Annotated in this window: 17 protein-coding genes; 13 read left to right on the top strand and 4 right to left on the bottom strand. The window is 53.2% G+C overall.

The genetic code is table 11. From position 1 onward, the window contains the following. Positions 1–122 precede the first annotated feature (122 nt). Together ACXI0A_RS14580 and ACXI0A_RS14575 are read left to right on the top strand one after the other, a co-directional pair. A complete protein-coding gene (locus tag ACXI0A_RS14580; protein WP_224931285.1) occupies positions 123–1,085 on the top strand; it encodes an aldo/keto reductase in 963 nt (320 codons plus the stop codon). A gap of 213 nt (positions 1,086–1,298) precedes the next feature. After that, on the top strand, positions 1,299–2,639 hold the full coding sequence (locus ACXI0A_RS14575) for a carbohydrate porin (protein WP_476148084.1): 1,341 nt from the start codon (positions 1,299–1,301) through the stop codon (positions 2,637–2,639). Between the two features lie 132 nt (positions 2,640–2,771). Here the strand turns inward: ACXI0A_RS14575 and yegD are convergent, their stop codons facing one another. From yegD to ACXI0A_RS14560, 3 genes are all read right to left on the bottom strand, one after another. Further along, the gene (yegD, locus tag ACXI0A_RS14570) at positions 2,772–4,124 is read right to left on the bottom strand and encodes a molecular chaperone (RefSeq protein ID WP_476148086.1); all 1,353 of its coding nucleotides are present in this window, start codon (positions 4,122–4,124) and stop codon (positions 2,772–2,774) included. 62 nt (positions 4,125–4,186) lie between these two features. Then, on the bottom strand, positions 4,187–6,751 hold the full coding sequence (locus ACXI0A_RS14565) for a diguanylate cyclase (RefSeq protein WP_476148088.1): 2,565 nt from the start codon (positions 6,749–6,751) through the stop codon (positions 4,187–4,189). A 148-nt stretch (positions 6,752–6,899) separates the two neighbouring features. Continuing rightward, entirely contained in the window at positions 6,900–7,514 is a 615-nt protein-coding gene (locus ACXI0A_RS14560) for a phosphatase PAP2 family protein (protein ID WP_224931291.1), read from the bottom strand. A 229-nt stretch (positions 7,515–7,743) separates the two neighbouring features. Between ACXI0A_RS14560 and udk the strand changes: the two genes are divergently transcribed. From udk to asmA, 3 genes are all read left to right on the top strand, one after another. Continuing rightward, a complete protein-coding gene (gene udk, locus ACXI0A_RS14555) occupies positions 7,744–8,382 on the top strand; it encodes a uridine kinase (RefSeq protein WP_007888949.1) in 639 nt (212 codons plus the stop codon). Between the two features lie 87 nt (positions 8,383–8,469). Next, positions 8,470–9,051 carry a dCTP deaminase gene (gene dcd / locus ACXI0A_RS14550; protein WP_084935026.1) on the top strand — a complete coding sequence of 194 codons (582 nt, stop codon included), beginning with the start codon at positions 8,470–8,472 and terminating at the stop codon, positions 9,049–9,051. 135 nt (positions 9,052–9,186) lie between these two features. After that, positions 9,187–10,989: an outer membrane assembly protein AsmA gene (gene asmA, locus ACXI0A_RS14545; protein WP_476148091.1), complete on the top strand. Its 1,803-nt coding sequence runs from the start codon at positions 9,187–9,189 to the stop codon at positions 10,987–10,989. Between the two features lie 48 nt (positions 10,990–11,037). Here the strand turns inward: asmA and ACXI0A_RS14540 are convergent, their stop codons facing one another. Next, complete coding sequence (locus ACXI0A_RS14540; protein WP_476148093.1) at positions 11,038–12,603, bottom strand: TerC family protein; 1,566 nt, start codon at positions 12,601–12,603, stop codon at positions 11,038–11,040. A 792-nt stretch (positions 12,604–13,395) separates the two neighbouring features. Between ACXI0A_RS14540 and wbaP the strand changes: the two genes are divergently transcribed. The 8 genes from wbaP to ACXI0A_RS14500 all read left to right on the top strand — a co-directional run bounded on the left by wbaP (position 13,396) and on the right by ACXI0A_RS14500 (position 24,314). Next, a complete protein-coding gene (gene wbaP, locus ACXI0A_RS14535; protein ID WP_476148095.1) occupies positions 13,396–14,829 on the top strand; it encodes an undecaprenyl-phosphate galactose phosphotransferase WbaP in 1,434 nt (477 codons plus the stop codon). Between the two features lie 299 nt (positions 14,830–15,128). Next, on the top strand, positions 15,129–16,259 hold the full coding sequence (locus ACXI0A_RS14530; RefSeq protein WP_224931299.1) for a polysaccharide export protein: 1,131 nt from the start codon (positions 15,129–15,131) through the stop codon (positions 16,257–16,259). Between the two features lie 8 nt (positions 16,260–16,267). Further along, complete coding sequence (locus tag ACXI0A_RS14525; RefSeq protein WP_224931301.1) at positions 16,268–16,702, top strand: arsenate reductase/protein-tyrosine-phosphatase family protein; 435 nt, start codon at positions 16,268–16,270, stop codon at positions 16,700–16,702. 12 nt (positions 16,703–16,714) lie between these two features. Beyond that, the gene (gene wzc, locus ACXI0A_RS14520; protein ID WP_476148098.1) at positions 16,715–18,892 is read left to right on the top strand and encodes a tyrosine-protein kinase Wzc; all 2,178 of its coding nucleotides are present in this window, start codon (positions 16,715–16,717) and stop codon (positions 18,890–18,892) included. Between the two features lie 239 nt (positions 18,893–19,131). Beyond that, a complete protein-coding gene (locus ACXI0A_RS14515) occupies positions 19,132–20,049 on the top strand; it encodes a glycosyltransferase family 2 protein (RefSeq protein ID WP_224931305.1) in 918 nt (305 codons plus the stop codon). Between the two features lie 72 nt (positions 20,050–20,121). Then, positions 20,122–20,874, top strand: a complete 753-nt coding sequence (locus ACXI0A_RS14510; protein ID WP_224931307.1) for a glycosyltransferase family 2 protein — start codon at positions 20,122–20,124, stop codon at positions 20,872–20,874. An 85-nt stretch (positions 20,875–20,959) separates the two neighbouring features. Then, positions 20,960–21,994, top strand: coding sequence for a glycosyltransferase (locus ACXI0A_RS14505; protein ID WP_476148101.1), 1,035 nt, complete (start codon positions 20,960–20,962; stop codon positions 21,992–21,994). A gap of 109 nt (positions 21,995–22,103) precedes the next feature. After that, positions 22,104–24,314: a phage tailspike protein gene (locus ACXI0A_RS14500; RefSeq protein ID WP_476148102.1), complete on the top strand. Its 2,211-nt coding sequence runs from the start codon at positions 22,104–22,106 to the stop codon at positions 24,312–24,314. The last annotated feature ends 34 nt before the right edge of the window (positions 24,315–24,348 follow it).

Genomic DNA, 24,348 nt, shown 5'->3' with positions numbered 1-24,348 from the left:
TCTCCCCTTGCAGGCTAAGTATTCATATTACGTAAACATTTTGGCAGGAAAACGCATAAGCGCAGCGATTTCCTTTGCTAAGCTCAAAGGCAGTCATGTCTCGTTTCAATAAGGAGAACAAAATGAGTCAACAGAAAACCCGACAGCTTGGCGACAGTGGTATTCAGGTTCCGCTTCTCACTTTTGGCGGCAACGTTTTCGGCTGGACAGTCGACGAGAAAACCTCGTTTTCACTGCTCGATGCACTGGTGGAAAAAGGGCTGTTCTTTATCGATACCGCGGACGTGTATTCGCGCTGGGCGCCGGGTAATGAGGGCGGAGAATCCGAAACCATTATCGGTAAATGGCTGAAGAAGAGCGGCAAGCGCGACAGTATCGTCCTGGCGACGAAAGTTGGGATGGAGTTATCCCCGGAGAAAACCGGACTAAAACCCGCTTACATTCGTCAGGCGGTGGAAGATTCGCTGCGCCGTCTGCAAACCGACGTGATCGACCTGTATCAGGCGCACCGCGACGATCAAGACACGCCGCTGGTGGAGTCTCTTAAAGCTTTCGATTCGCTGATTAAAGAAGGCAAAGTGCGTGCGATTGGCGCCTCCAACTACAATGCTAAACGTCTGCAGGAAGCGCTGGATATCAGTAAGAAAGAGGGGCTGGCGCGCTATGAAACGCTGCAGCCGGAATACAATCTGTATGATCGCCAGGATTATGAGAGCGGGCTGGAGCAGGTGGCGGTCAAAAATGGCCTCGGCGTGATTAACTACTACTCGCTGGCCAGCGGTTTCCTCAGCGGTAAATACAAAAAGCCGGAAGATGCCAGTAAAAGTAAGCGCGGGCAGGGCATCGTCGAAAAGTACCTTAACGAACGCGGCAAACGCATTGTAGAGGCGCTGGAGGATGTGGCAGCTTCGCATGATGCATCAGCGACTCAGGTGGCGCTGGCGTGGCAGATTGCGCGCCCAAGCATCACCGCACCGATCGTCAGTGCGACTTCGCTGGAGCAGATCAATGATTTGGTGAAAGCCACTGAGTTAGAACTGAGTAAGCAGGAAATCGAAGAACTGGCGAGCGCCAGTAAGTTGTAATCTTCACGGGACGCTGCGGCGTCCCGCTTTATTTTGTTTTTTTGCCATGCAAAAAATGCCATTTCTGTAAAAAGATATTCATTCATAGACCCTTGTCACAGTTGCGTTAATTAACTATCACCCTTCCAATTACTGCGCACATATTTGCAAAAATTGACATAACGCCAGCACTATCCTCTGTTCGATCCTTTCCCGTCACATCACAAAAGAATAATGATCATGAACAGAAAAAAAGCAGTGCAGCATATGCCCCGTCTGGCAGCGGGCACCCTGATGTTTGCGATGTTGAGTACATCTGCAATGGCGGCTGATGCATTCAGCTATGACTCACCTTACATGTTCGGCGATTGGGGTGGTTCCCGAACGCAGCTGGAAAAAGACGGCATTAAATTCGACGTCAATTACACTATGGAAAGTGCGTCAAACCTTGCTGGCGGCGCCGATACCAATACGTCAATGCGCTACAGCGATCAGTGGGCATTTGGCGCGAACTTCGATCTGGAAAAACTGCTGAACTGGCAGGATGCGCAATTCCAGATGACCATCACTGACCGTAATGGGCAGAACATCTCCGATCAGGTCGCCGATCGTCGCACTGGCATGCTCTCTTCAACGCAGGAAGTGTACGGTCGCGGGCAAACCTGGCGCCTGACGCAGTTCTGGCTGAGCAAAGGCTTGTTTGATGACGCGGTCAACCTGAAAGCCGGTCGTGTCACCGTGGGTGAAGACTTCGATAACTTCGACAGTAAGTTCCAGAACCTGGCCTTTGGTAGCGGCCAGGCGGGTAACTGGCGTGGCGACCGCTGGTTTAACTGGCCGGTATCCCAGTGGGGCGGCCGTGTGAAATTCAATATCACGCCGGAAGTGTTCTTCCAGGTCGGCTTCTATAACCAGAACAGTTCTAACTACGATCGCGGCGATGGCTTCCGTCTGGATACCAGCAACTCTGAAGGCAATATGGTGCCGGTGGAACTGGGCTGGAAACCGACTTTCGGTGCCGACAAACTACCGGGTAACTACCGTATCGGGTATTACTACTCGTCAGCCAACAGCGATAACTACGGCAGCTGGCGCGATGGCGCGTATCAGAGCCAGGATCACGCTTACGGCGGCTATGTGCTGTTACAACAACAGCTGACGGCGCAAGGTGGCGATGCCAGCCGTGGATTAGGCGTGACGGTTCAGGCGGTGATGAACGACCATAAAACCTCGAAAACTGATAACTACCAATCCATCAGCTTTACCTGGAAAGGACCGTTTGATGCGCGTCCACAGGATGAAATCGGTGTCGGTGCAGCGCGCATTCACGTGAACAGCGCCTATACCCGTTCGCTGCGTGAGCAGAACAACGCCAACGGCGAAACCGATTTCAACAGCCCAACCTATCTGCCGATTCAGGATGGCTCGGAATACAACTACGAGATCTATTACAACGCTCAGCTGACCAAATGGCTGCAGCTGCGTCCGAACCTGCAGTATGTGGTGGCACCGGGTGCAGTGAGTGAAGTGAAAGATGCATTTGTTGGCGGCATCGCGGCGAACATTAATTTCTGATTCGCGGAAGTAAACAAAAATGGCGGCCAGATTGGCCGCCATTTTTTTCGCGTATTACCGGCACAATGCATTGCGCATCGTTCAGCAAAGTGATCACCGGAACGGTGCGCGATAGAGTGCCTGAAACCGGGGTTAACGGAACAGCACTTCCGCCCAGCGCGCCAGACCGGCGGTAACCGAGCCAAAGTCATCGCCACCAGCGATTGGCGTATCCGGCAAGGCTTGCTGCAGTGCTGCACGCAGCACTGGCGAACGAGCACTGCCGCCGGTCAGGTAGATCACTTCCGGCTTGGTTTCACAGGTCGCGAGTGCCAGATGCACCTGCTCCAGGATACGCTCCAGCGGCTGGTTGATGGCTTCTTCCAGTTGCGTGGCACTGATTTCCGCCTGCAATGACTGGGCGATAAACGCCAGTGATGCTTCAGTCTGCGGCAACTCGGACAGCGCGATCTTGCTCTCTTCTGCCGCACGCACCAGACGATAGCTCAGCTTCTGTTGCCACACTTTCAGCAGGTGCGCCACTTTGTCACCTTGCTCGGCATCACGGATCAGATCGCGCAGCAGCTTGCCGCTGGCCGCAGAGTAGAAGTCGCTTTGTGCCGGCACGTCATTGATCGCCACCGCATTCCACCACGGCAGCGCGGGCAGAGCGGTGCCTTTCTGCGTATTGCCGCCAAGGCCCAGCAGCGGCATCAGGGTTTTGAACGCCAGAATAATATCCAGATCGTTACCGCCCACGCGGCAACCACTGTGGCCCAGCAGACTTTCACGACGGTCCGTTTTATTGCGCCATTCTGGCCCCATCAACAGCATTGAGCAGTCAGTAGTACCGCCGCCGATATCGACCACCAGCACGCGCGTCTCTTTCTCTAGCGTTGCTTCAAAGTCCAGACCTGCCGCAACCGGTTCAAACTGGAACTCCACGTCGCGGAAACCGGCACGTTTGGCCGCACGCAGCAAAATACCCTGTGCCTGCTGGTTGGCGTCTTCACCGCCGAGACCCTGGAAGTTAATCGGACGACCAATCACCGCCTGCTCAATCGGGCGGTCAAGTTGGCTTTCACCCTGCTGGCGAATGTGCAGCATCATGGCGCACACCAGATCTTCGAAGAAGGCGATTTGCTGTGGTTTTAAGCCGTTGGCACCGAGGAAGGATTTGGGTGATTTTACAAACCACACCTCTTCCGGATCCACCATATACTGCTTCAGCGCGGTCAGACCGAACTGCACGCTGCCTGGCGTGACATCGATATCTTCTTCACGGTTGTAACGCAGTGCGCGTTGCAGCAACGCGGTGCCTTCGGTGTCCGGCGTTGGTACCTGGTGATGGCGATGCAGCCATTCACTGATCGCTTCGCGCGTGGGTGCACAAATCATGGAGGGAAGCAGGCGCTGACCGTTCTCCAGTGTCAGCAGGCGCGGTGTACCATTATCGCTGACCGCGATAGAACAGTTGGCCGTGCCGTAATCGAATCCAATGAACATTTTATCCCCCGTGCCAGAAAAAAGGGGGCGACTTTAGCGCAGCCAGCGCGGGCTGGCAATGATCACATTTGAACTTCCTGATAAACGTGATACTGACCACGGCCCGCATGTTTCGCGCTATAGCAAGCGACATCCGCCTGTGACATCACCACATTGCTAATGCAGTTGTGCTGATCAATCTGCGTAATACCGGCGCTGGCGCCCACGTGATAAGGGTGATCGTGCCACAGGAAGGTATATTCGTTAACCGAGGTGACAATGCGCTGAACCACATCGCGCACCTGGTCAACGTCACTGTTGGGCAGCAGCACGCCAAATTCATCGCCACCTAACCGTGCTAGCAGATCGCTGCTGCGTAGGTGCTTTTGCATCAACTCTGCCAGTTCACGCAGCAGGGCATCGCCCGCCGCATGTCCCGCACTGTCATTCACCGCTTTGAATTTATCCAGATCGATAAACACCAGCACATGCTGACTGTGATTGGCTGCCGCATCATTCACCATGCGTTTTAATTGCTGTTCAAAGCTATGGCGATTTGGTAGCCGGGTCAGCATATCGTGCGAGGCACTGTAGCTGAGGCGCTTCATCATTTTGCGTGATTCACTGACGTCCTGAATAACCATCACCGCACCGATGCTGACGCCGGTGAGGGTTTTCAGTGGGGTGATGCTGTAGTGAATTTCTACCTGCGCGCCATCCGGCGTGTGCAGCACCAGCTCTTCTTCCAGGTCGGGTGAGGTTTTTGCGCCCGGCAAATTGCATAGCAACAGGTTTTCAACGCGCGGTCCTTTGGTGCCGCGCGTGATATTCAACAGCTCGGTCAAAGGCACTCCCGTCGCTTTTTCCTGTGACCAGCCGCTCAGCGTTTCAGCCACCGGGTTCATAAAGGTCACACGCATCTCATCGTCGGTACTGATCACCGCCTCGCCGATTGAATCCAGGGTGATCGACATACGCTCTTTTTCCTGGAACAACGCTTCATTGAGCGCGCGCAGTGGCGTGATGTCCTGGCAGATGCCGAGCATGCGCTCAATCTGACCATCCTGACTGAGAATGCGGTTAGCCTCGGTACGCACATAGCGCGAGCCGCTGGGCAAATTGACGCGGTATTCCATATGGAAAGCGCTACGTCGTTCAATCGCCTGCTGCACAGTCAGCGCGGCGGTTTCACGTTCGGCGGGATCTAACAGATGCAGCCACACGTCATAGGTAGGTACCTGATGTGGCCCCAGCGCAAACAGCTCGTACATGCGCTTGTCCCACAGCATTTCACCCGTCAGCAGATTCCATTCCCACACACCGATGCCGCCCGCTTCGTTCGCCAGCGTGATACGTTCCATCAGGCGGCGATTCACCTGCTCACTCTGTTTGAGTTCAGAAATATCGATAATTTGCGAAATGAAATAGAGCGGTTGGTGCTCGGCATCGCGCACCATGGATACCGTCAGACGCGCCCAGACGATTTCGCCATCTTTACGAAAATAGCGCTTCTCCATGGTGTAGCTCATGATGTCGCCCGCCACCAGACGCTCAAGTTGTAGCAGGTCGCTGTTGAGATCGTCGGGATGGGTAATCTGCTGGAAAGTAAGTTTCTTCAGTTCGTCAGCGGGGAAACCGAGTGTTTGACATAACGACTGATTGACCTGCTGCCAGCCCCCATTGGGCGACACCAACGCCATGCCAATCGCTGAATACTCCATTGCATGACGGAAGCGGGTCTCACTCTCGCTGATATGATGCTTTTCACGCTGGAAGGCATCCATCACCAGCGCCATCACATGACTGGGGAGCAGCACTAACAGGAATGGCAACCAGGTGCTGACCTGGCCGAGCAACAAGCCGGTTTGTGCCAGGTTAACAAAGTTAAAAGCCAGCAGAATGGAGATAAAACTGGCATTCAAAAAGAACAGTAAAAAGGCTTCGAACTTCGGTAACCGCACCGCGCACCAGAACAGGATCACCACAATAAAAGTGAACGGCCACGGCAGAAAACGCAGCGATAGGTAGCTGGCGAGTAGGGTGACAATCAGTGTCAGCAGGGTTTCCAGTTGGCGGCTGGGGGTGATCAACTGACGCAGCGGCTTGTTGGGCCACAGTAATAGCACCGGCCCAAATGCCAGCACGCCAATCACTTCGGAGATCACCCAGGTCGAAAAGAAGGGCAAGGATGCACGATGACCAACCTGCAACATCCATACCGCTACTACCCCTCCAATTAGAGGCGCAATCAAACCGGCGCAGACGGCAAACCGCACCCAATCGAGCAGCGAGTTTAGGGGATTTCTGCGATCCAGCAGCGCGCGCAGCATCAAACCGCCGAGAATGGCCTGCACCATATTCAGGATGGCAAATTTAAGGTTACTCAGCGCCGGGCCAATGACGATTAAATTGGCCAGTGAAGTGCCAATCACACAGCTGAGCAGCAGCAGCGGAACATGTTTTGAGGGGGCACGAAATACCACCACCGTCATCAGGGCGGTGGAGTACCAGAGCGGGGAAATACGTCCGCTAATGACAATCAGTTCGAGACAAAACAGCGTCAGTAAAAAGGCCAACGCTCCCAGAAACAGCGCATTAAGCCATTTACTTTGCGGTCTATCCTGTGAGGTCACTATTTCGAGGGTCATGCACGAATCCAGCAGCGCGCATTCGTTACAGGTCGAAAAATGCGCCAATCATTCTCTGTTTTGCATGCTAGCACATCTGCATCAGATGTCTGCGCAGAATCTAGTTTAGCCCTGATTCGATGAAAGTTTTGGCCCTGACTAAAAAAAGCTAATTACGAAACAGATCGGCGCGGGTATAGGGTTTTTCTAATCCAGCAAGGTTAGCGGAAAAACGTTCAAGAAATTGCTGGGTAGTGGCAACGCGGCCATGGCTCATCAATACCAGCGGCACCAGTAGAGCAACGCACACTTGCGCCAGGCTAAAACCTTTCAATGCGGTGCGGCGTTGCGTCACCAGGAAGGCGCTGCTCAACGTGAAGCCCAGCATCAGGCCGGTAAGCACTTCACTAAAGGAGTGCGCGTGGATCACCAGTCGTGACAAGCCGACCATCATCGGAATCAGATAGCCAATACCGATAGTCAGTGTGCGCCAAAAGGTCGGGAAGCGACCTGAAACCAGCCACATCATTACTGGCCAAAGCGTCGCTGACATGGCGCTGTGGCCGCTGAATCCGGTGAAGTTAAATCTGGCGCTGCCAATGCCAAACCCGAGAAACAGGATTTTAGACAGGCTGACCAGCAGGCCCGCCAGGCCAAAAGCGAGCAGCCAATACCAGACGGTCTGGCGGTTGTCGCTTTTCCACGGCAAGACCAGCGCGATAATCACTGCAGTCGGGATCAGCAACATGCTGTCACCAAAATAGGTCAGGGTTTTCCAACTCATATTTTTCCTTGGGCTTTATTGAGTCAACCAGAGTGGAACACAACTCGGGCAGGAGAACAGTGTATCGATTAAGCGTCTGGCTGCAAAAGGGGATATTCTGAAAAGCGGCAGGCCCATTTCTCTGGCATCAAACCGGTGAAATACCTATAATTGCCGCCAACTAACCCTCTCAATCGGCCCATTGCGGTTTTGGCTGCAATTGGCTCCAGTTATCAGGTCTTAAAAAAGTATGACTGACAAGTCTCATCAGTGCGTGATCGTTGGCATCGCAGGTGCATCCGCATCCGGAAAAAGTCTTATCGCCAGCACGCTCTATCGTGAAATCCGTGACCAGGTCGGTGACGAGCATATCGGTGTGATCCCCGAAGATGCCTACTATAAAGATCAGAGCCACCTCACCATGGAAGAGAGGGTGAAAACCAACTATGACCATCCCAGCGCCATGGACCACGATCTGCTGTTGCAGCATCTGCGCGCGATAAAGGCGGGTCAGGATATTGAGTTGCCGGTTTACAGCTACGTCGAGCACACGCGCACCAGTGACTGTATTCATCTCAAGCCGAAAAAAGTGATTATCCTTGAAGGCATTCTGTTGCTGACCGATGCGCGTCTGCGTCAGGAGATGAATTTCTCCATCTTCGTTGATACCCCGCTGGATATCTGCCTGATGCGTCGTATGAAGCGCGATGTGAATGAGCGTGGCCGTTCGATGGATTCGGTGATGAGTCAGTATCAGAAGACCGTACGTCCGATGTTCCTGCAGTTTATCGAGCCATCCAAGCAATACGCTGACATTATCGTGCCGCGTGGCGGGAAGAACCGCATCGCTATCGATATTCTCAAAGCCAAGATTAACCAATATCTTTGAAAATACTGCGTCCGGATGGACGTGACGCGTGAAGGTTGTCACAACAGTGGCGACCTTTCGCTACACTTAAAGCATGGAGACTCTGCGATGAGATTATGCGATCGCGACATTGAAGCCTGGCTCGACAACGGTAAACTGGCGATTGAACCGCGCCCACCGGTTGAGCGCATTAATGGCGCTACCGTGGATGTGCGCCTCGGCAATCAGTTCCGCACCTTCAGTGGTCACACTGCGCCATTTATTGATTTGAGTGGTCCAAAACACGAAGTTAGCGCCGCACTGGATCGCGTAATGAGCGATGAGATTGTGCTGCCGGAAGGGGAAGCGTTCTTCCTGCATCCGGGCGAATTAGCACTGGCAGTGACGCTGGAGTCGGTCACGATTCCGGATGATCTGGTCGGTTGGCTGGATGGCCGCTCTTCATTGGCGCGTCTGGGTTTGATGGTGCACGTCACTGCGCACCGTATCGATCCGGGCTGGCAAGGGCGCATCGTGCTGGAATTCTACAACTCCGGTAAGCTGCCTCTGGCACTGCGTCCAGGCATGTTGATCGGTGCATTGAGCTTTGAGCCATTGTCTGGCCCGGCGGCACGCCCTTATAACCGCCGCGAAGATGCAAAATATCGCGGTCAGCAAGGTGCCGATGCCAGCCGTATCGACAAAGACTGAAGTTCGCCCAAATGATTCAACGTGCGGCAAGGCGGTAAGAGAGTGAATCTCCGGTCGCTGGCATCTGAGTATGACTGGGGTAAATGAGCGCAGCCAACGCCGCTGCAGTATGAAGAATCACGGTGATGAGGGATTATGAGAAGAGTGATAACGACGCTGGCCATCCTGTTAGTGGTGGTCGTGGCGGGCATGACGGCACTGGTATTGCTGGTCAATCCCAACGACTTCCGTACCTATATGGTACAGCAGGTAGAGCAGCGTAGCGGTTATCAGCTTGAAGTCAGCGGTGGCCTGCGCTGGCACGTCTGGCCGCAACTCAGCATTCTCGCCGGTCGCATGAGCCTCACCGCACCCGGCGCCAGTCAACCGATGGTTACTGCTGAAAATATGCGCCTGGATGTTAATCTCTGGCCGCTGTTGTCACACCAGTTGAGTGTCAGCCAGGTGATGCTGAAAAATGCGGTGATCCGGGTTACGCCTGACAGCGCCGCCCAGAAATTAAGTGGCTCACCGGTGGCGCCCACGGACGCGGAACCGGTAGTGACGCGTAACAATGGTTGGTCATTCGATATCGCAAAACTGCGTCTCGCCGATAGTCTGCTGATCTGGCAGCAACCCGGCGGCGATGAATATAACTTCCGTAATCTCAATCTCAACCTTGATCAGGATGCCAGCAAAAACGCCAGCATCGAACTCGCCACGCGTATTTCTCGCAATCAGCGTAATGTCAGCGTCAACCTTAAAGGCCAGATGAATGTGGCGCAGTACCCGCATCGGCTGGTGGGGCAGATTGATGAGATGAATTACACGCTGGACGGCGCTAACCTCCCGCCGCAGGGCATCAAAGGCGCGCTGAGCGGGCAGGGTGAGTGGAACGCCGATAAACAACAGTTCTCGCTGCACAAGATGCAGCTGACGGCCAATGACAGCACGCTGGATGGCAGTGCCGAGGGGCGTATAACCCTGCCGCAGCAGCTCAATCTGGCTTTACATGCCACGACACTCAATCTCGATAATCTGATGGCCAGTGCGCCCGTTAACGACGCCAGCACTCCGCAGCATGCCAGCGTGACGCGAACGCCGGTGATTGCTGAACCGCGCACGCGCACTAACGCTGACTCACCGTTGAATCTGATGGATTTGAACCTGAGCCTGACTGCGGATTCCAGCGTGTGGCGCGGATTGACGCTCAGTAATCTGCAGATCGATGCCAGCAATCAGGAAGGATTGATGACCCTGAGCAAACTGCAGGGCAAGTTTGGCGACGGGCACTTCTCGATTCCAGGCAGCATTGATATCCGCCAGCCGGTGACCAAAGTCGCCTTGCAGCCAGAGATCGAAAACATCGCCATTGCACCATTAATGAAAGCGTTGGAACTGCCAGAGAGTTTGCAAGGCACCGTTTCCCTGAAGGGCGACCTCAGCGGCGCAGGCCTGAGCGTGGATGAAGCGAAACGTAACTGGCAGGGCAACGCCGAGCTGGAGGCTACCAATTTGCAACTTGCCCAGCTTAATCTGCAACAGATGGTGCGCCGTGCCGTGGCGCGCGTCAGTAATAGCGTAACCAATGATGAGCCGGACGATCAGGGGATACAGCAGCTGAGCGGCCGTATTAGCCTCAATCAGGGTAAGATTGTGATGCCGGATCTGCAGGGTGGCAGTAACCGCCTGGCGGTGCAGACCAAAGGCACTATTGATGTGGTGAACCAGCAACTCGACGTCACCATTAATATGATGCTGCGCGGCTGGAAAGGTGACGATAAGTTAGCGGGTCTGCTCAACGACCAGTCGATTCCGTTGCGGATGTACGGTGGCTGGAACAATCTGCAGTATTCACTGCCGGTTGATGATGTGGTGCGCCAGCAGTTGCAGAGTGAAGCGAAGTCGCGGCTTAACGATTGGCTGGATCGCCAGCAGGCGCCTGCGAAACAGCCGTAATCCCGCTATACGCCGCTATGCCTGTGTTCATCAGGTATAGCGGCGCAGTTACTGTGTTAACTCTGCCGTGGGCACAATCTCCACTTTCTGTACCCGATGATTTTCCACCTGCAACGTACGCAATAAATAATCCCCCACCTGTAACTCTTCACCCTCTTCAGGCACGTGCTGCAGACTGTCCATCAATAATCCGGCCAGCGTGTGGTAATTGCGTTTCTCATCCAGCGGTAAATGCACATAGGCTGCCAGATCCTCTAAAGGGATATGTCCGTTCGCCACCCAGCCGCCGTGCGGTAACGGCTGGATGTCATAGCGCGCATCAATTTCCTCACCTTCATTTGGCAGATTCCCGGCGATGGTTTCCATCAGGTCACTCAGGGTGACTACGCCTTCCACCGATCCAAACTCATCGACCACAAAGGCAAAATGGGTGCGAGCGTGACGGAACTGCTCCAGCGCCTGTAACAAGGTCAGGCGTTCGGGGAAGATTAGCGGCTGCTTCACCAGTGAACGTAAATCGAGCGAATGGCTGTGCAGCGACTGATGCAGCAAATCAATCACATGTACCACGCCGAGCGGGTCCCGCCCTTGTTCGGTAATCAGAATGCGGGTGTGTTGATTGTTATCCAGCTTAGCCATGATTGCGGCCGGTTCTTCACTCAGGTCGATGTGCTCAATATCGTGGCGTGACGTCATGATGCTGCTGATATGCCGTTGGCCCAGGCCGAGCACGCGGGCAATCATGCGCCGCTCCTGGCGATTAAATAATGCCCCTTCCTCGCTGTCGCTAAGTAATGAAGCGGTATCGGCGTCCAGCTCGGCGCGCTGAGCTTCACCGCGCAGAATGCGCAATACGGCTTCTGAGGTGCGCTGGCGCAGCGGGCGCCCGGCGTTAAGAAAGCGGCGACGGTTAAATAAGGCCAGCTGATTAAACATCTCGATCAATATTGAAAAACCAATCGCCGCGTAGAGATAGCCTTTCGGAATAATAAAGCCGAGGCCTTCCGCTACCAGGCTGAAGCCAATCATCAGCAGGAAGCTCAGGCAGAGAATCACAATGGTAGGATGGCCATTCACAAAGCGTGTGAGGGGCTTACTCGCCAGCAGCATCAGCAAGATGGCGACAGTCACCGCCGCCATCATCACCGGCAGCTCGTTCACCATGCCGACGGCCGTGATCACCGCATCGAGCGAGAAGATGGCATCCAGCACCACAATTTGCGCTACCACTGGCCAGAATTTAGCACCGTTCTTACTTTGACCGCTCTCTTCGTCGCTACCCTCCAGACGACTATTGAGTTCCGTGGTGGCTTTATAAAGAAGAAACAGCCCGCCGGAGAGCAGCATCATATCGCGCGCACTGAAGTTGTGCTGGAACAGGGTAAACAGCGGTTGAGTGAGGGTCACCAGCCAGGAAAGCGAGGCCAGCAACACCAGTCGCAGCAGCAACGCCAACAGCAAACCGATCACGCGCGCACGGTCACGCGCCGCAGGCGGTAACTTTTCCACCAGAATGGCAATAAAAACCAGGTTATCAATACCCAGCACCAGCTCGAGAACGATTAGCGTCACTAATCCTGCCCAGAGCGACGGATCAAGGATCCACTCCATCATGCTTTCATCACCTGAATGTCTGAAAATGCGTTTTGTCTGATGATAGTTAATCGGCAGGCAAGGTACAAATGGGGTTCATCGCGCTATATCAGCGGATTGCCCTGGGTTTTAGGCATATTCTGAGAAAACGCATTTCGTCGATAAGATGAAAGTATGGATAAACTTCACCGTAACGTGATAGTGACGATTAATTCTAATCTTCACAGGCCTGCGTACGTTTTTAATACGAAGGAGTCTGGAGCTGAGTATCGAATTATTCTGAATTTTACACAGGAATGGGCTGAAAGGGATGGCATCAATACTTATGGCTGGTAGTCTTTTTCCTAAAATAGTGCAGGGGACACGGGGCCTACTTGTAAACAAGCCAGTAATAACTAGTATAGCAACGTGTTAGTAAATGTCTGCGCCGATGTTGTTAATAGCGCGCTGTTTAGCTTCTTAATGTTGTGAATTGTGATCGTGCACGGGATTAGCCTGCCGCTGGCTAAGAATAATCTCAGTGATCACGATAAAAATAGATGTGATTGCAGCGGTATTGGCAGCGACAGCCAAGGGCGGTAGCGTGCCTGAAGTGCTTTTCTCCGTTCAGATTAGGCCAGCCATCATGGCAAGGGAAGTCAGACTAATCTGTTGGTATTTATTGCAATTCTTTGGCTTTACTAAAAAGAGAATTGGCATATACATCGGAGCGTTTGCCGCAGATTGCCTCCCCGCTTGCAGTGGATATATCGCTCATTTATTACACAGGGCAGAGGCGTTAGGGATTAGGGAAATAAAATAAAAGAGTTAAATATGCGCGATAACCAAATTACATATAAAAGTCTCCTCACTAAAATTTTACTGGCGTGCTCGGATTTAATTTGTTTCAACGCGGCATTGTTTATTGCTCTGGCGGTGATTAATTCGTTCACAGATTCTCCACTGGCAGATATATCTGAAAAATACCTGCACTTAAAAATCGCCACCCATGTTTGTCTATCCGTTATTTGCGTAGGCTGGTTCTGGGTTCGCCTGCGTCATTACACCTATCGCAAGCCATTCTGGTTTGAGCTGAAAGAGATATTTCGTACCATTCTTATTTTCTCTGTCATCGATTTGTCAATTTCAGCATTATCGCAATGGCAGCTGTCGCGCTTTGTCTGGGTCACGACCTGGATTCTGGCGTTGATTTTAATTCCACTGGCGCGCGCCATCTCTAAGCGCGTACTGAATCACTTCGGTATGTGGAAAAAACAAACCATCATCATCGGTAGCAGCCGTAATGCGCAGGAAGCCTGGCAGGCGCTGCAAAGTGAAGAGGTGATGGGTTTTGATGTGATTGCCTTCTTCGATGTGGATGGCAGCTGTCCGCAGGCCAGCATCTCTGGCGTACCGGTGCTGCACAATGAGCAAGAGTTGTGGCAGCTGACGCACAGCGAAACCCAGTTCATCGTGGCGGTGGAGTTTGAACAGAGTCATCATCGCGACAACTGGCTGAAAATGCTGGCGATGCACAACTGCCGTTCAGTCTCTGTGATTCCTACTTTGCGCGGTGTACCGCTGTACGGCACCGACATGGCTTACATCTTCAGCCATGAAGTGATGATCCTGCGCGTGAACAACAATCTGGCGAAACGCACGTCTCGCTTCCTGAAACGTGCTTTCGATATTGTTGGCGCTCTCGGCATCATTCTTGCGCTGTCACCGGCGTTGCTGGTTCTCGGCTTTATGGTTGGACGCGACGGCGGTCCGCCGATTTACGGGCACGAACGTGTCGGCATGAACGGCCGCAAATTCAAATGCCTTAAATTCCGCTCGATGGTGATCAACTCGAAAGAGGTATTGGAAGAAGTGCTGCGCACCGATCCCGTCGCTCGCGCCGAGTGGGATAAAGATTTCAAACTGAAGAACGACCCGCGTATTACCAAAGTTGGCCACTTCATCCGTAAAACCAGTCTGGATGAACTGCCGCAACTGTGGAATGTGGTACGCGGCGACATGAGCCTGGTAGGCCCACGTCCAGTAATTGAAGACGAACTCTGTCGTTATGCCGGTGATGTTGATTATTACCTGATGGCGAAGCCAGGCATGACGGGATTGTGGCAGGTCAGCGGTCGTAACGATGTTGACTATGAAACGCGCGTCTATTTCGATTCGTGGTATGTCAAAAACTGGTCGCTGTGGAATGACATCGCGATCCTGTTTAAGACAGTGGGTGTCGTGCTGAAACGCGATGGCGCTTATTGATAGATGAAGGGCAGGGGACGAAATCATTATCCCCGTCTGAAGTGCCGGTGCTGGGAGTGCCTTAACTGACAACTGCCACTATCGAGCCTGAATAGAGTCGGTGATTTGCCGGCAGGGTAATCACCGACTTTACTTGATGTCGTCTCAGGGCACGGTGACAACATAAAAACCAAGGGAGCGAATAATAATGACCCACAGTTTCAGTGTTTAACCCGTCAGTTTTATTTTTTTATAAGACGCTACACAGCGGCGTTTTCGCCTCTATCAATCATTAACTGATAGCGAAGAATCAGATGATAATGAAAATTAAATTGATACCTTTACTGGTATCCGCGACTTTTCTCTCCGGGTGCACCATTGAACCAGGTTCGCACCTTTCCACTGGCGGAAAAGATGTCATTGAGCAACAGGATAGCAACTTTGACATCGATAAATATGTAAACGTCTTCCCGCTGACGCCGCGTCTGGTTGAACAGATGCGACCGAAGCCACTGGTTGCACAGGCCAATCCGGCGCTGCAAACCGAAATTCAGAGCTACGAATATCGCGTGGGCGTCGGCGACGTGCTTAACGTCACCGTGTGGGACCACCCGGAATTGACCACACCAGCGGGCCAATATCGTAGCTCAAGTGACACCGGTAACTGGGTACAGGCCGATGGCACTATTTTCTACCCGTACATTGGTAAAGTCCGTGTAGCAGGCCGCTCGGTAACCGAGATTCGCTCTGAAATTGCGCGTCGTCTTGCCCAGTACATTGAAAGTCCTCAGGTTGATGTCAATATTGCAGCGTTCCGCTCACAGAAAACCTACGTGACCGGTTCGGTGACCACCTCAGGACAGCAGGCGATTACCAACGTACCGCTTACCGTGCTCGATGCCGTTAACGCCGCCGGTGGCTTAGCCGCCGATGCTGACTGGCGTAACGTGGTGCTGACGCATCAGGGCAAAGAGCAACGTATTTCACTGCAGGCGCTGATGCAAAACGGCGACCTGAGCCAGAACCATCTGCTGTATCCAGGCGATATTCTCTACGTCCCGCGTAACGATGACCTGAAAGTCTTCGTCATGGGCGAAGTGAAACAGCAGTCAACGCTGAAGATGGACCGCAGCGGCATGACGCTGGCGGAAGCGCTGGGCAATGCGGCAGGAATGGATCAAACCACTTCTGATGCCACCGGCGTGTTCGTTATTCGTCCTATTCGCGGTGCCAACCGCACCAAGATCGCCAACATCTATCAGTTGAATACCAAAGATGCGGCGTCAATGGTGATGGGCACTGAATTCCAACTGGAGCCGTACGACATCGTCTACGTCACCGCTACACCAATTACCCGTTGGAACCGTGTGATTTCCGGGTTGCTGCCGACCATCGTTGGTGTCGACGATGCAAGCTCCGCAGCTCTGCGTTTCCGCAATTGGTCTGACTAGGTTCAATCATGATCAAGTCCGTGTTAGTCGTCTGCGTCGGCAACATTTGCCGCTCTCCTACGGGGGAGCGTCTGTTCCAGCGCGCGCTGCCTAAAACCCGGGTGGCTTCTGCAGGGCTCGGTGCCCTGAAGGGCTATCCGGCAGACCAGACTGCCAGCGATGTCGCCGCCAAACACGGCGTGTCGCTGGAAGGCCATCATGCTCAGCAGTTAACGGCCAGTATGTGCCGCGACTATGACCTGATTCTGGTAATGGAGAAGCGCCACGTTGAGCAGGTGAATCGTATCGACCCAGCCGCTCGCGGGAAAACCATGCTGCTTGGGCACTGGCTCAACCAACAGGAAATTGCGGATCCGTACAAAAAAAGTCGCGAGGCCTTTGAAGAGGTCTACGGGTTACTGGAAAACGCTACCCAGAAATGGGTAAACGTACTAAGCCGATAGTTGGGAATATCCATGAATATTAAAAACAAGGTTATGACCGCGCCAAAAGAAGATTCGAATGGATGGGATCTGGCGCATCTTGTGGGACAGCTGATTGATCATCGTTGGATCATTGTGGCCGTTACCGCCTTCTTCATGCTGGCAGGAACGCTCTACACACTGTTTGCAACGCCTATTTACAGCGCTGACGCCATGGTTCAGGTAGAACAGAAGAATACCGCTTCTGTTCTGAATGAATTGCAGGATGTGCTGCCAACCACGCCAGCATCTGATACGGAAATTCAGATTGTTGAATCGCGTATGGTGCTGGGTAAAACGGTCAGTGACCTCGGTCTGGACACCGTGGTGCAGCAGAATTACTTCCCGGTGATTGGTAAAGGTTTATCTCGCCTGATGGGCAATAAGCCAGCGCAAATTGCCATCTCGCGTCTGGAAATTCCACGCTCAATCGACAAGCGTACCGTCGAGCTGGAAGTGACCGGTCCACAGACCTACACCGTTACCAAAGATGGCGATGAGCTGTTCAAAGGCCGCGTGGGTCAGCTGGAGCAGCACGGTGATGTCACTATGCTGGTCAGCGGTATTCAGGCTGACGAAGGCACCAGCTTCAACGTCACCAAGTTGAGCGACCTGCAGGCGATTAAAAACGTGCTGGGCGCACTGACTGTTGCCGACAAAGGTAAAACCACCGGTGTGCTGGGCCTTGAGTTCCAGGATGAAGATCCCGAGCAGGCGAGCCGCGTACTGAACCAGATCGTGAATAACTATCTGCTGCAGAACGTGGATCGCAAATCTGAGCAGGCTGAGAAGAGCCTTGAGTTCCTGCGCACACAGCTGCCACAGGTTCGCACCGGTCTGGATGATGCGGAGAACAAGCTCAACGCCTATCGCCGCCAGAATGAATCGGTAGATATGTCGCTGGAAGCGAAATCGGCGCTCGATTCATCTGTTAGCGTGCAGAGCCAGTTGAATGAACTGACCTTCAAAGAAGCCGAAGTGTCTCAGCTCTACACCAAAGATCACCCGACTTACCGCGCGCTGCTGGAAAAACGCAAAACCCTGGAAGACGAGCAGGCAAAACTGAACAAGAAAATTGCCGGTATGCCGCAAACCCAACAGGAAATTCTGCGTCTGACCCGTGATGTGCAGTCAGGTCAGGAAATCTACATGCAGCTGCTGAATCGCCAGCAAGAACTGGGCATCAGCAAAGCCAGTACCGTGGGTGATGTGCGCATCATTGACGGTGCGGAAACCGCCGGTAGCCCGGTGGCACCGAAGAAACTGCTGATTATCGTTGCCAGCTTTATTCTGGGTCTGATGCTCTCTGTGGGTCTGGTGCTGCTGAAAGCGCTGTTCCACCACGGTATTGAGAACCCTGAGCAGCTGGAAGAGCTGGGCATGAACGTCTATGCCAGCGTACCGCTGTCAGAATGGCAACGTAAGAAAGATACCGAAGCGCTGGCGCGTCGCGGTCACAAAGAGAAGAGTGACCCGCACAATACGCTGCTGGCGTTGGGTAATCCGACTGACCTCTCCATCGAAGCGATTCGTAGCCTGCGTACCAGCCTGCACTTCGCGATGATGGAAGCCAAAAACAACATTCTTATGATTACGGGTGCCAGCCCTGGTATTGGTAAAACCTTTATCTGTGCCAACCTCGCGACTCTGGTATCGAAAGCAGGCCAGCGTGTGCTGTTCATCGATGGTGACATGCGCCGTGGTTATACCCATGAGCTGCTGGGTTCAGAAAACAAATTGGGTCTCTCCAATGTGTTGTCCGGTAAGAGCGAGTTCTCACCGACGATGATTCAGAAAGGCGTGTACGGTTTTGATTTCCTGCCACGCGGTCAGGTGCCACCGAACCCGTCTGAACTGCTGATGCATCGTCGCATGAGCGAGTTGCTGGATTGGGCGAGCAAGAACTACGACCTGGTGCTGATTGATACACCACCAATTCTGGCGGTCACCGATGCTTCCATCATCGGTAAGTTGGCCGGTACGTCGCTGATGGTGGCGCGTTTCGAAACCAACACCACCAAAGAGTTGGATGTCAGCTACAAGCGCTTCGCGCAGAACGGTATTGAGATCAAAGGCGTCATCCTTAACGCCGTGGTACGTAAAGCGTCGAATGCCTACGGTTATGGCTACGACTACTACAACTACGAATACGGCAAAGAAACTAAAAGCTAAGTAATATTCAGGGGCGGATTATCCGCCCCTTTTTCTTCCTCTTCATCACTCAAATTATGGAGAGGAAGCTTTAATTTGAACATACACACAGCACAGTCTTAGGAACTTCCGTGATGGATCGCAGCAGCTCAATGAGAAAGAGAAATAACGGTATGATTTTTCAGAACAAAGCCGATTCCTTTCTGAGGGCTGTCCGCGTTACCGTTAAATCTGGAACAGCTGTTTAAGAGGTGCTGGCAATGCAGGACATCCGCTTCTCAATTGTAATCCCCGCGTATAACGCGTCGAAATCAATTGTCACGACGCTTGATTGCGTCAAAGCGCAAACCTATCGCAATTTTGAAGTCATCATCGTCGATGACAAATCGGCTGATGCAGCCGAACTGGCGCAGGTCGTACGCAGTGAGCGTTATCAGGATCTGGACATCAAGCTGGAGCTGTCGCAGGTCAAACTGAACGGTGCGGGCGCCCGCAACAAAGGTATCGAGCTGGCTGAGGGCGATTTCATCAGCTTCCTGGATGCCGATGATGAATGGGCTGCCGATAAGCTGCTGACCGTGCACGACACCATCAGCAAACTGGAGGCACAGGGTAAATCGCGCTATGTGATTTTCAGCCAGGTGAACATCCATCAGGATGGTAGCTTCCTGAAAGTGATGCCGATGCAGCCGCCGGGTAAAAACGAAACCGTGGCGGAATATCTGTTTGGCTGTTACGGCTTCATTCAGACCAGCACCATTGTATTGAAACGCGAAGACGCCGATAAAATCCGTTTTGATGCGCGCTACATTCGCCATCAGGATTATGACTTCTGCATCCGCGCCGATCGCATGGGCTACGCGTTCGTGATGATCGACAAGCCTTTGGCAACGTATCACCTGGTGACCAAATTTGGTTCCAAGCACAAAGGCGAATCGGTGAAGTACTCCTTCTTCTGGCTGGATACCATGAAGCCGCATCTGACGGCGCGCGATATCCATACCTATAAAGCGTTCAAACTGCCGCTGCGCTACAAGATGGACGGCAAATCGCTGTTAGCCAGCCTGAGTTTTGCGCGCTATTTCTTCCTGACCAACCGTGACAATCGCGCTTACTTCATGAATCGCCTGCTCGATAAAGTGAAATCGCGCTTCTCCGGTGGGCGAGCCGTTTCCTGATTCATTTTAAAAAATTTCACTTGCTCCCACATCGGGGGCAATTTTTTGGTTCCTGACACTCCGGGTATACAAATGACAAATCATGTTGGCACCGTCGGTATTGTGATGCCGATGTATAACGCGCGTAAAACCGTATTGCGTGCGGTTGAGTCGATCGTCAATCAGACCTACAGCGATTGGCACCTTTACCTGGTGAACGACCAGTCCACCGATGATTCGCTGGCCTTTGTGCGTGAGCACTGCACGGACGCGCGGATTACGATCCTCAATAATGAGGTCAACCTCGGTGCTGCGGAAACGCGTAACGTTGGCCTGCGCGCGGCGAAAGAGGAGATTATTGCTTTCCTCGACAGCGACGACGAGTGGCACGCTGACAAGCTCGCCGAACAGACTGCGGCAATTGCGGCAGGCGATGACTTTGTCATCACGCATTACCACTACAAAACCAAAAGTGCCGACCACGATATTCTCTACAGCAAACCCTATCTGCAGCAGGAAAACTTCGTGAAGAAGCAGTATCGCGTCTGCTTCTCTTCTGTGTGTTTCCGCCGTCCTCCTCAGGGCATCTTCTTCCAGCGTAAAGGACATGAAGATTTCCTGTTCCTCTACGAACTGTTCCTCCGCTACAAACAAGCTCGGGTGATCCAGAAGACGCTGGTCAACTATTACGAGCTGGGCGATTCACTCTCGCGCAACAAGAATAAAGCGGCGAAATGGCACCTCGAATTATTAAGAATTATCTATAAAAACAATCCGTTAAAAATCTATTACTATTACGGCTGGTATATGGTGAACGGCGTTCTCTTCACCCTGAAACATCGTTAAGACCCTGTATCTTTCGCGTTGTCGCCGCGTCGACAGCGCGAAGGATTTGGGCCTTAAGTTCAAATTTTGAGGTGGAAAGCGTTTTATGAAAAAGATCGTTTTAGTGATTAAGGATGCCTACTCGTACGCGGGTACGGAAAACATCTGTAATTTCATGTCGGAGTGCCTCGGAGAGCAGCACGCCGTCACCATTTATTCGCTGGAAGGACACGGCAAAACCTTTTATCCGTTCGATCGCGTTAAAGAGATAGTCAGCTTTGAAGGGCACAGCAACCCGATTAAAAGCGCCGTGGCGCGCATTCATCAGGAAGGCTTCGACAGTGTATTCCTGATCAGCATGGGCCGCCTGAGCGTGATGTTCGCCTTCTGGAATTTGATGGCGTTGAAGAAAAAACGCTTTAAAGCCTACGCCTGCGAACACATTGCCATTAACTCTTTCAGCAAGCCTATTAAAGCGCTGAAGTGGATGCTGCTGCGCTATTACGACCAGGTCATCGTTCTGACGGATAAAGATCACCAGGTGTTCAATCGCTGGAATATCGCCAGCAAGCAGATCCCCAATCCAGTGGTGTACAAAGCATTTCAGCGCCAGAGCCGCAGCCGCCAGGCGCTGGCGGTGGGGCGTCTGGATCATCAGAAAGGCTTCGACCTGCTGCTGGATATCTGGGCTGACTTCAGCAAGACCCATCCCGAATGGAAGCTGGTGATTGCCGGTGATGGCGAATTGCGTCAGCAGCTGCACGATCAGGCCGCGGCGTTGGGCGTTACCAACAGCGTTAACTTCGTCGGCAAAGTCAGCAATATCAACGATTACTACCGCGATAGCGACATGGCGCTGATGACCTCGCGCTATGAAGGTTTGCCGCTGGTGTTGCTCGAAGCGAAATCCTGGTCTTTGCCGGTGGTGGCTTATGACTGCCCAACCGGCCCGCAGGAGATCATCAATCATGGTGAAGATGGTTTCCTGGTGCCGATGAATGACAAATCAACGTTTCTGGCGCGGATGGAACAGCTGGCGAGCGACGATAGCCTGTTCTACGCCATGAGCGAAAAAACCAAAGAAACGGCGCTGAAGTTTGACGGTAATCAGATCAAACAAAGCTGGCTGGCACTGGTTTAGCCACATCATTCATGCCGCCAACGCGCCTGTGGCGTGAAGTATGACGGCTTAATGCCTCCGGGATCACACTTACGGCCTCATGGCCCAATATGACCACGGGATTGAAAGCATGAAAAGAAGAGAAGTCTTGCAGACCGCAGCCTCCTCCATTGTTGCCGCGCTCTCAGTGAGTGCATTTTCCAGCTACGCCGCAAAAAGTGGTCAACCTGCGCTCAAATCGGTCGATCCGTCCAGCGTGCCGCAGGGCGATGTGCCGATTTTAACGCCGGAAAACGTCTACACCATGCCGCCGCAGTTCTGGCAGAACTTTGAGGGCAAGCTGTGGATCGGGAAAGCGGGTAGCGATGCCAGCCAGTCGGGCAACCAGATTCCGGTATTCCTGCGCGATGCCAAAGGCAAAGTCTCGCAAATCAGCCAGCCGATTGCGCTGAACAAGGGCAACTTTGCGCAGTTCATCCACGATAATGCGGCGTTGATTGCCGATCCCGCGCACTCGATGGTGGTGGAAGACAATCAGGGTAATACGCTGTTTTCTATTACGGATGTTTCGCGACCGAATCAGAGCAATTTCAGTCAGCGCCTGGCGCAGCCCAATGGCTATCAGCTGATTGGCGAAATCCCTTCTGTTGAAGAATTGCGCAAAACGCGTCCGCTGTTTGCCGGTGCCAAAATCAAGCTGAAAAGCTGGCACGAAGGGCTGGAAGTGGGCGGCGGCGAGTTTGTCGGCACTTACGGCGACGGCAAAGAAGATGGTGGGGTGATCTTCGCCGGTAACGGTTTCTATTGGCGTCGCGTGGTAGAAGATTTCAACCGCCTGACGCTGTTTGATTTTGGCGCGATTGCCGATGGCAAAACCGATGCCGCGCCAGCCATCAAAGCGATGTATCACTGGTCGAGAGATGCCGAACAACCGATCTGCGTGCAGTTCCCGGCCGGTACCTTCTTTGTTTCCGCCTGCGATTTCGGCGATGAACAACTGCGCTTCTTCCGTATTTCCGGCGCGATGGTGAACTTCGGTTACTTCCCGGCCACCACGCTGGTTTCGGATGGTCGCTCGGAATTCGTGTTCTCGGTTAACGCCCGCTGGACCGAAATCTCTAACCTCAATTTCAACGGCAATAACGACCAGCGTCCGAATAAGCAGGGATTGTTCCACAATACCTGTCCGGGCGGTCAGTTCTTCCGTGGCGCCTGTCTGCGCTTTAATCGCGTGGGCGGCGTCTGTTTGAGCCTGATGGATACGCTGGATTGTAAAATCGACCAGTGGTATGCCGAAACCTGTACCGGTGATGTGATAAAAGCCACCTGGTCCGGGCAGAAGATCGGCGTCTGGGATCATAGCACCGCGATTGAACTCTCCAATTTTAATGCGCAGCACTGCTCCGGTGGCATGGTGCTTAATCTGCCGCGTTGTGGTCAGTCGATCATTCATAATGGCTGGATTGAACACACTGAGCATCCTGGAGATATCTCCGACGGGCAGTGGATCATCGATGCGCTGAGTCTGGAAGATTGCAAAAATCCGCTGATTGCTCACAACTCGCGCCTCAACATGCGTCAAACCAATCTGCAATCCGGCAGCTGGATCGACAACTCGCTGCAGGGCAAACCCTGGCTGAGCATGTGGGAGATGGGCTCGACGCGCGTCGAATCCTACGGCGTCGCCATCGATGGCAGCCTGAAATACAACTACATCACTTCGCGTTTCCGCCTCAGTAATAACACCAATCAAGAGACCTGGTTCGAGTTAGGTAACTTCTACTCGCCGACGGTGGGTGATAGCTGGGAAATCGAGGTGTTTGGTCAGTCGCAGTTTAACAACGGCACTATGAATCAGCCGCTGATGGATCCCATTGGCGGTAAATCCACCGGTGGACGCGCGGTGATTCATCTGCAACGCAAAACCAAAAATGCCGAAGCCAGCTGGTCGGCAGAGGGCAGTTCGCCGGTGCTGGAAGTGCGCTTCGATCCGCGCAGTGATACGGATGCCAAAGTGTTCGTCAAACTGGCTGGCTGGATGCCAACGGCGGTGGTGCTGATTAAGAGCACCGCGAAGGATCGCTTCCTCACCGGACGCTGTGCCCGCGTGGACGCCAAAATGGACAAAGGCAATCCCACCAGCGGCAGCCAGCAGGCACCGCAGCGCTTTAGCCTGCACAACGGTAAAGCGGGGATCGGCGGCAATGAGCAGGGCGATCTGCTGCTCGCCTCACGTGCGCTGAAACCGGAGCAGGTGGATACACGTGAGCCGAAGGGGTTTGTCTCGGTGGTGATCAACGGTGAGCAGGTGGCGTTACCCTATTTTGCAGTGAAGTCGTAATGCAGTAACCGGAGAGGGCGCAGCCGTTTGCGCC

This window comes from Pantoea sp. C1E2, from assembly GCF_056491465.1.
This window is presented reverse-complemented; position numbering and strand designations above follow the sequence as displayed.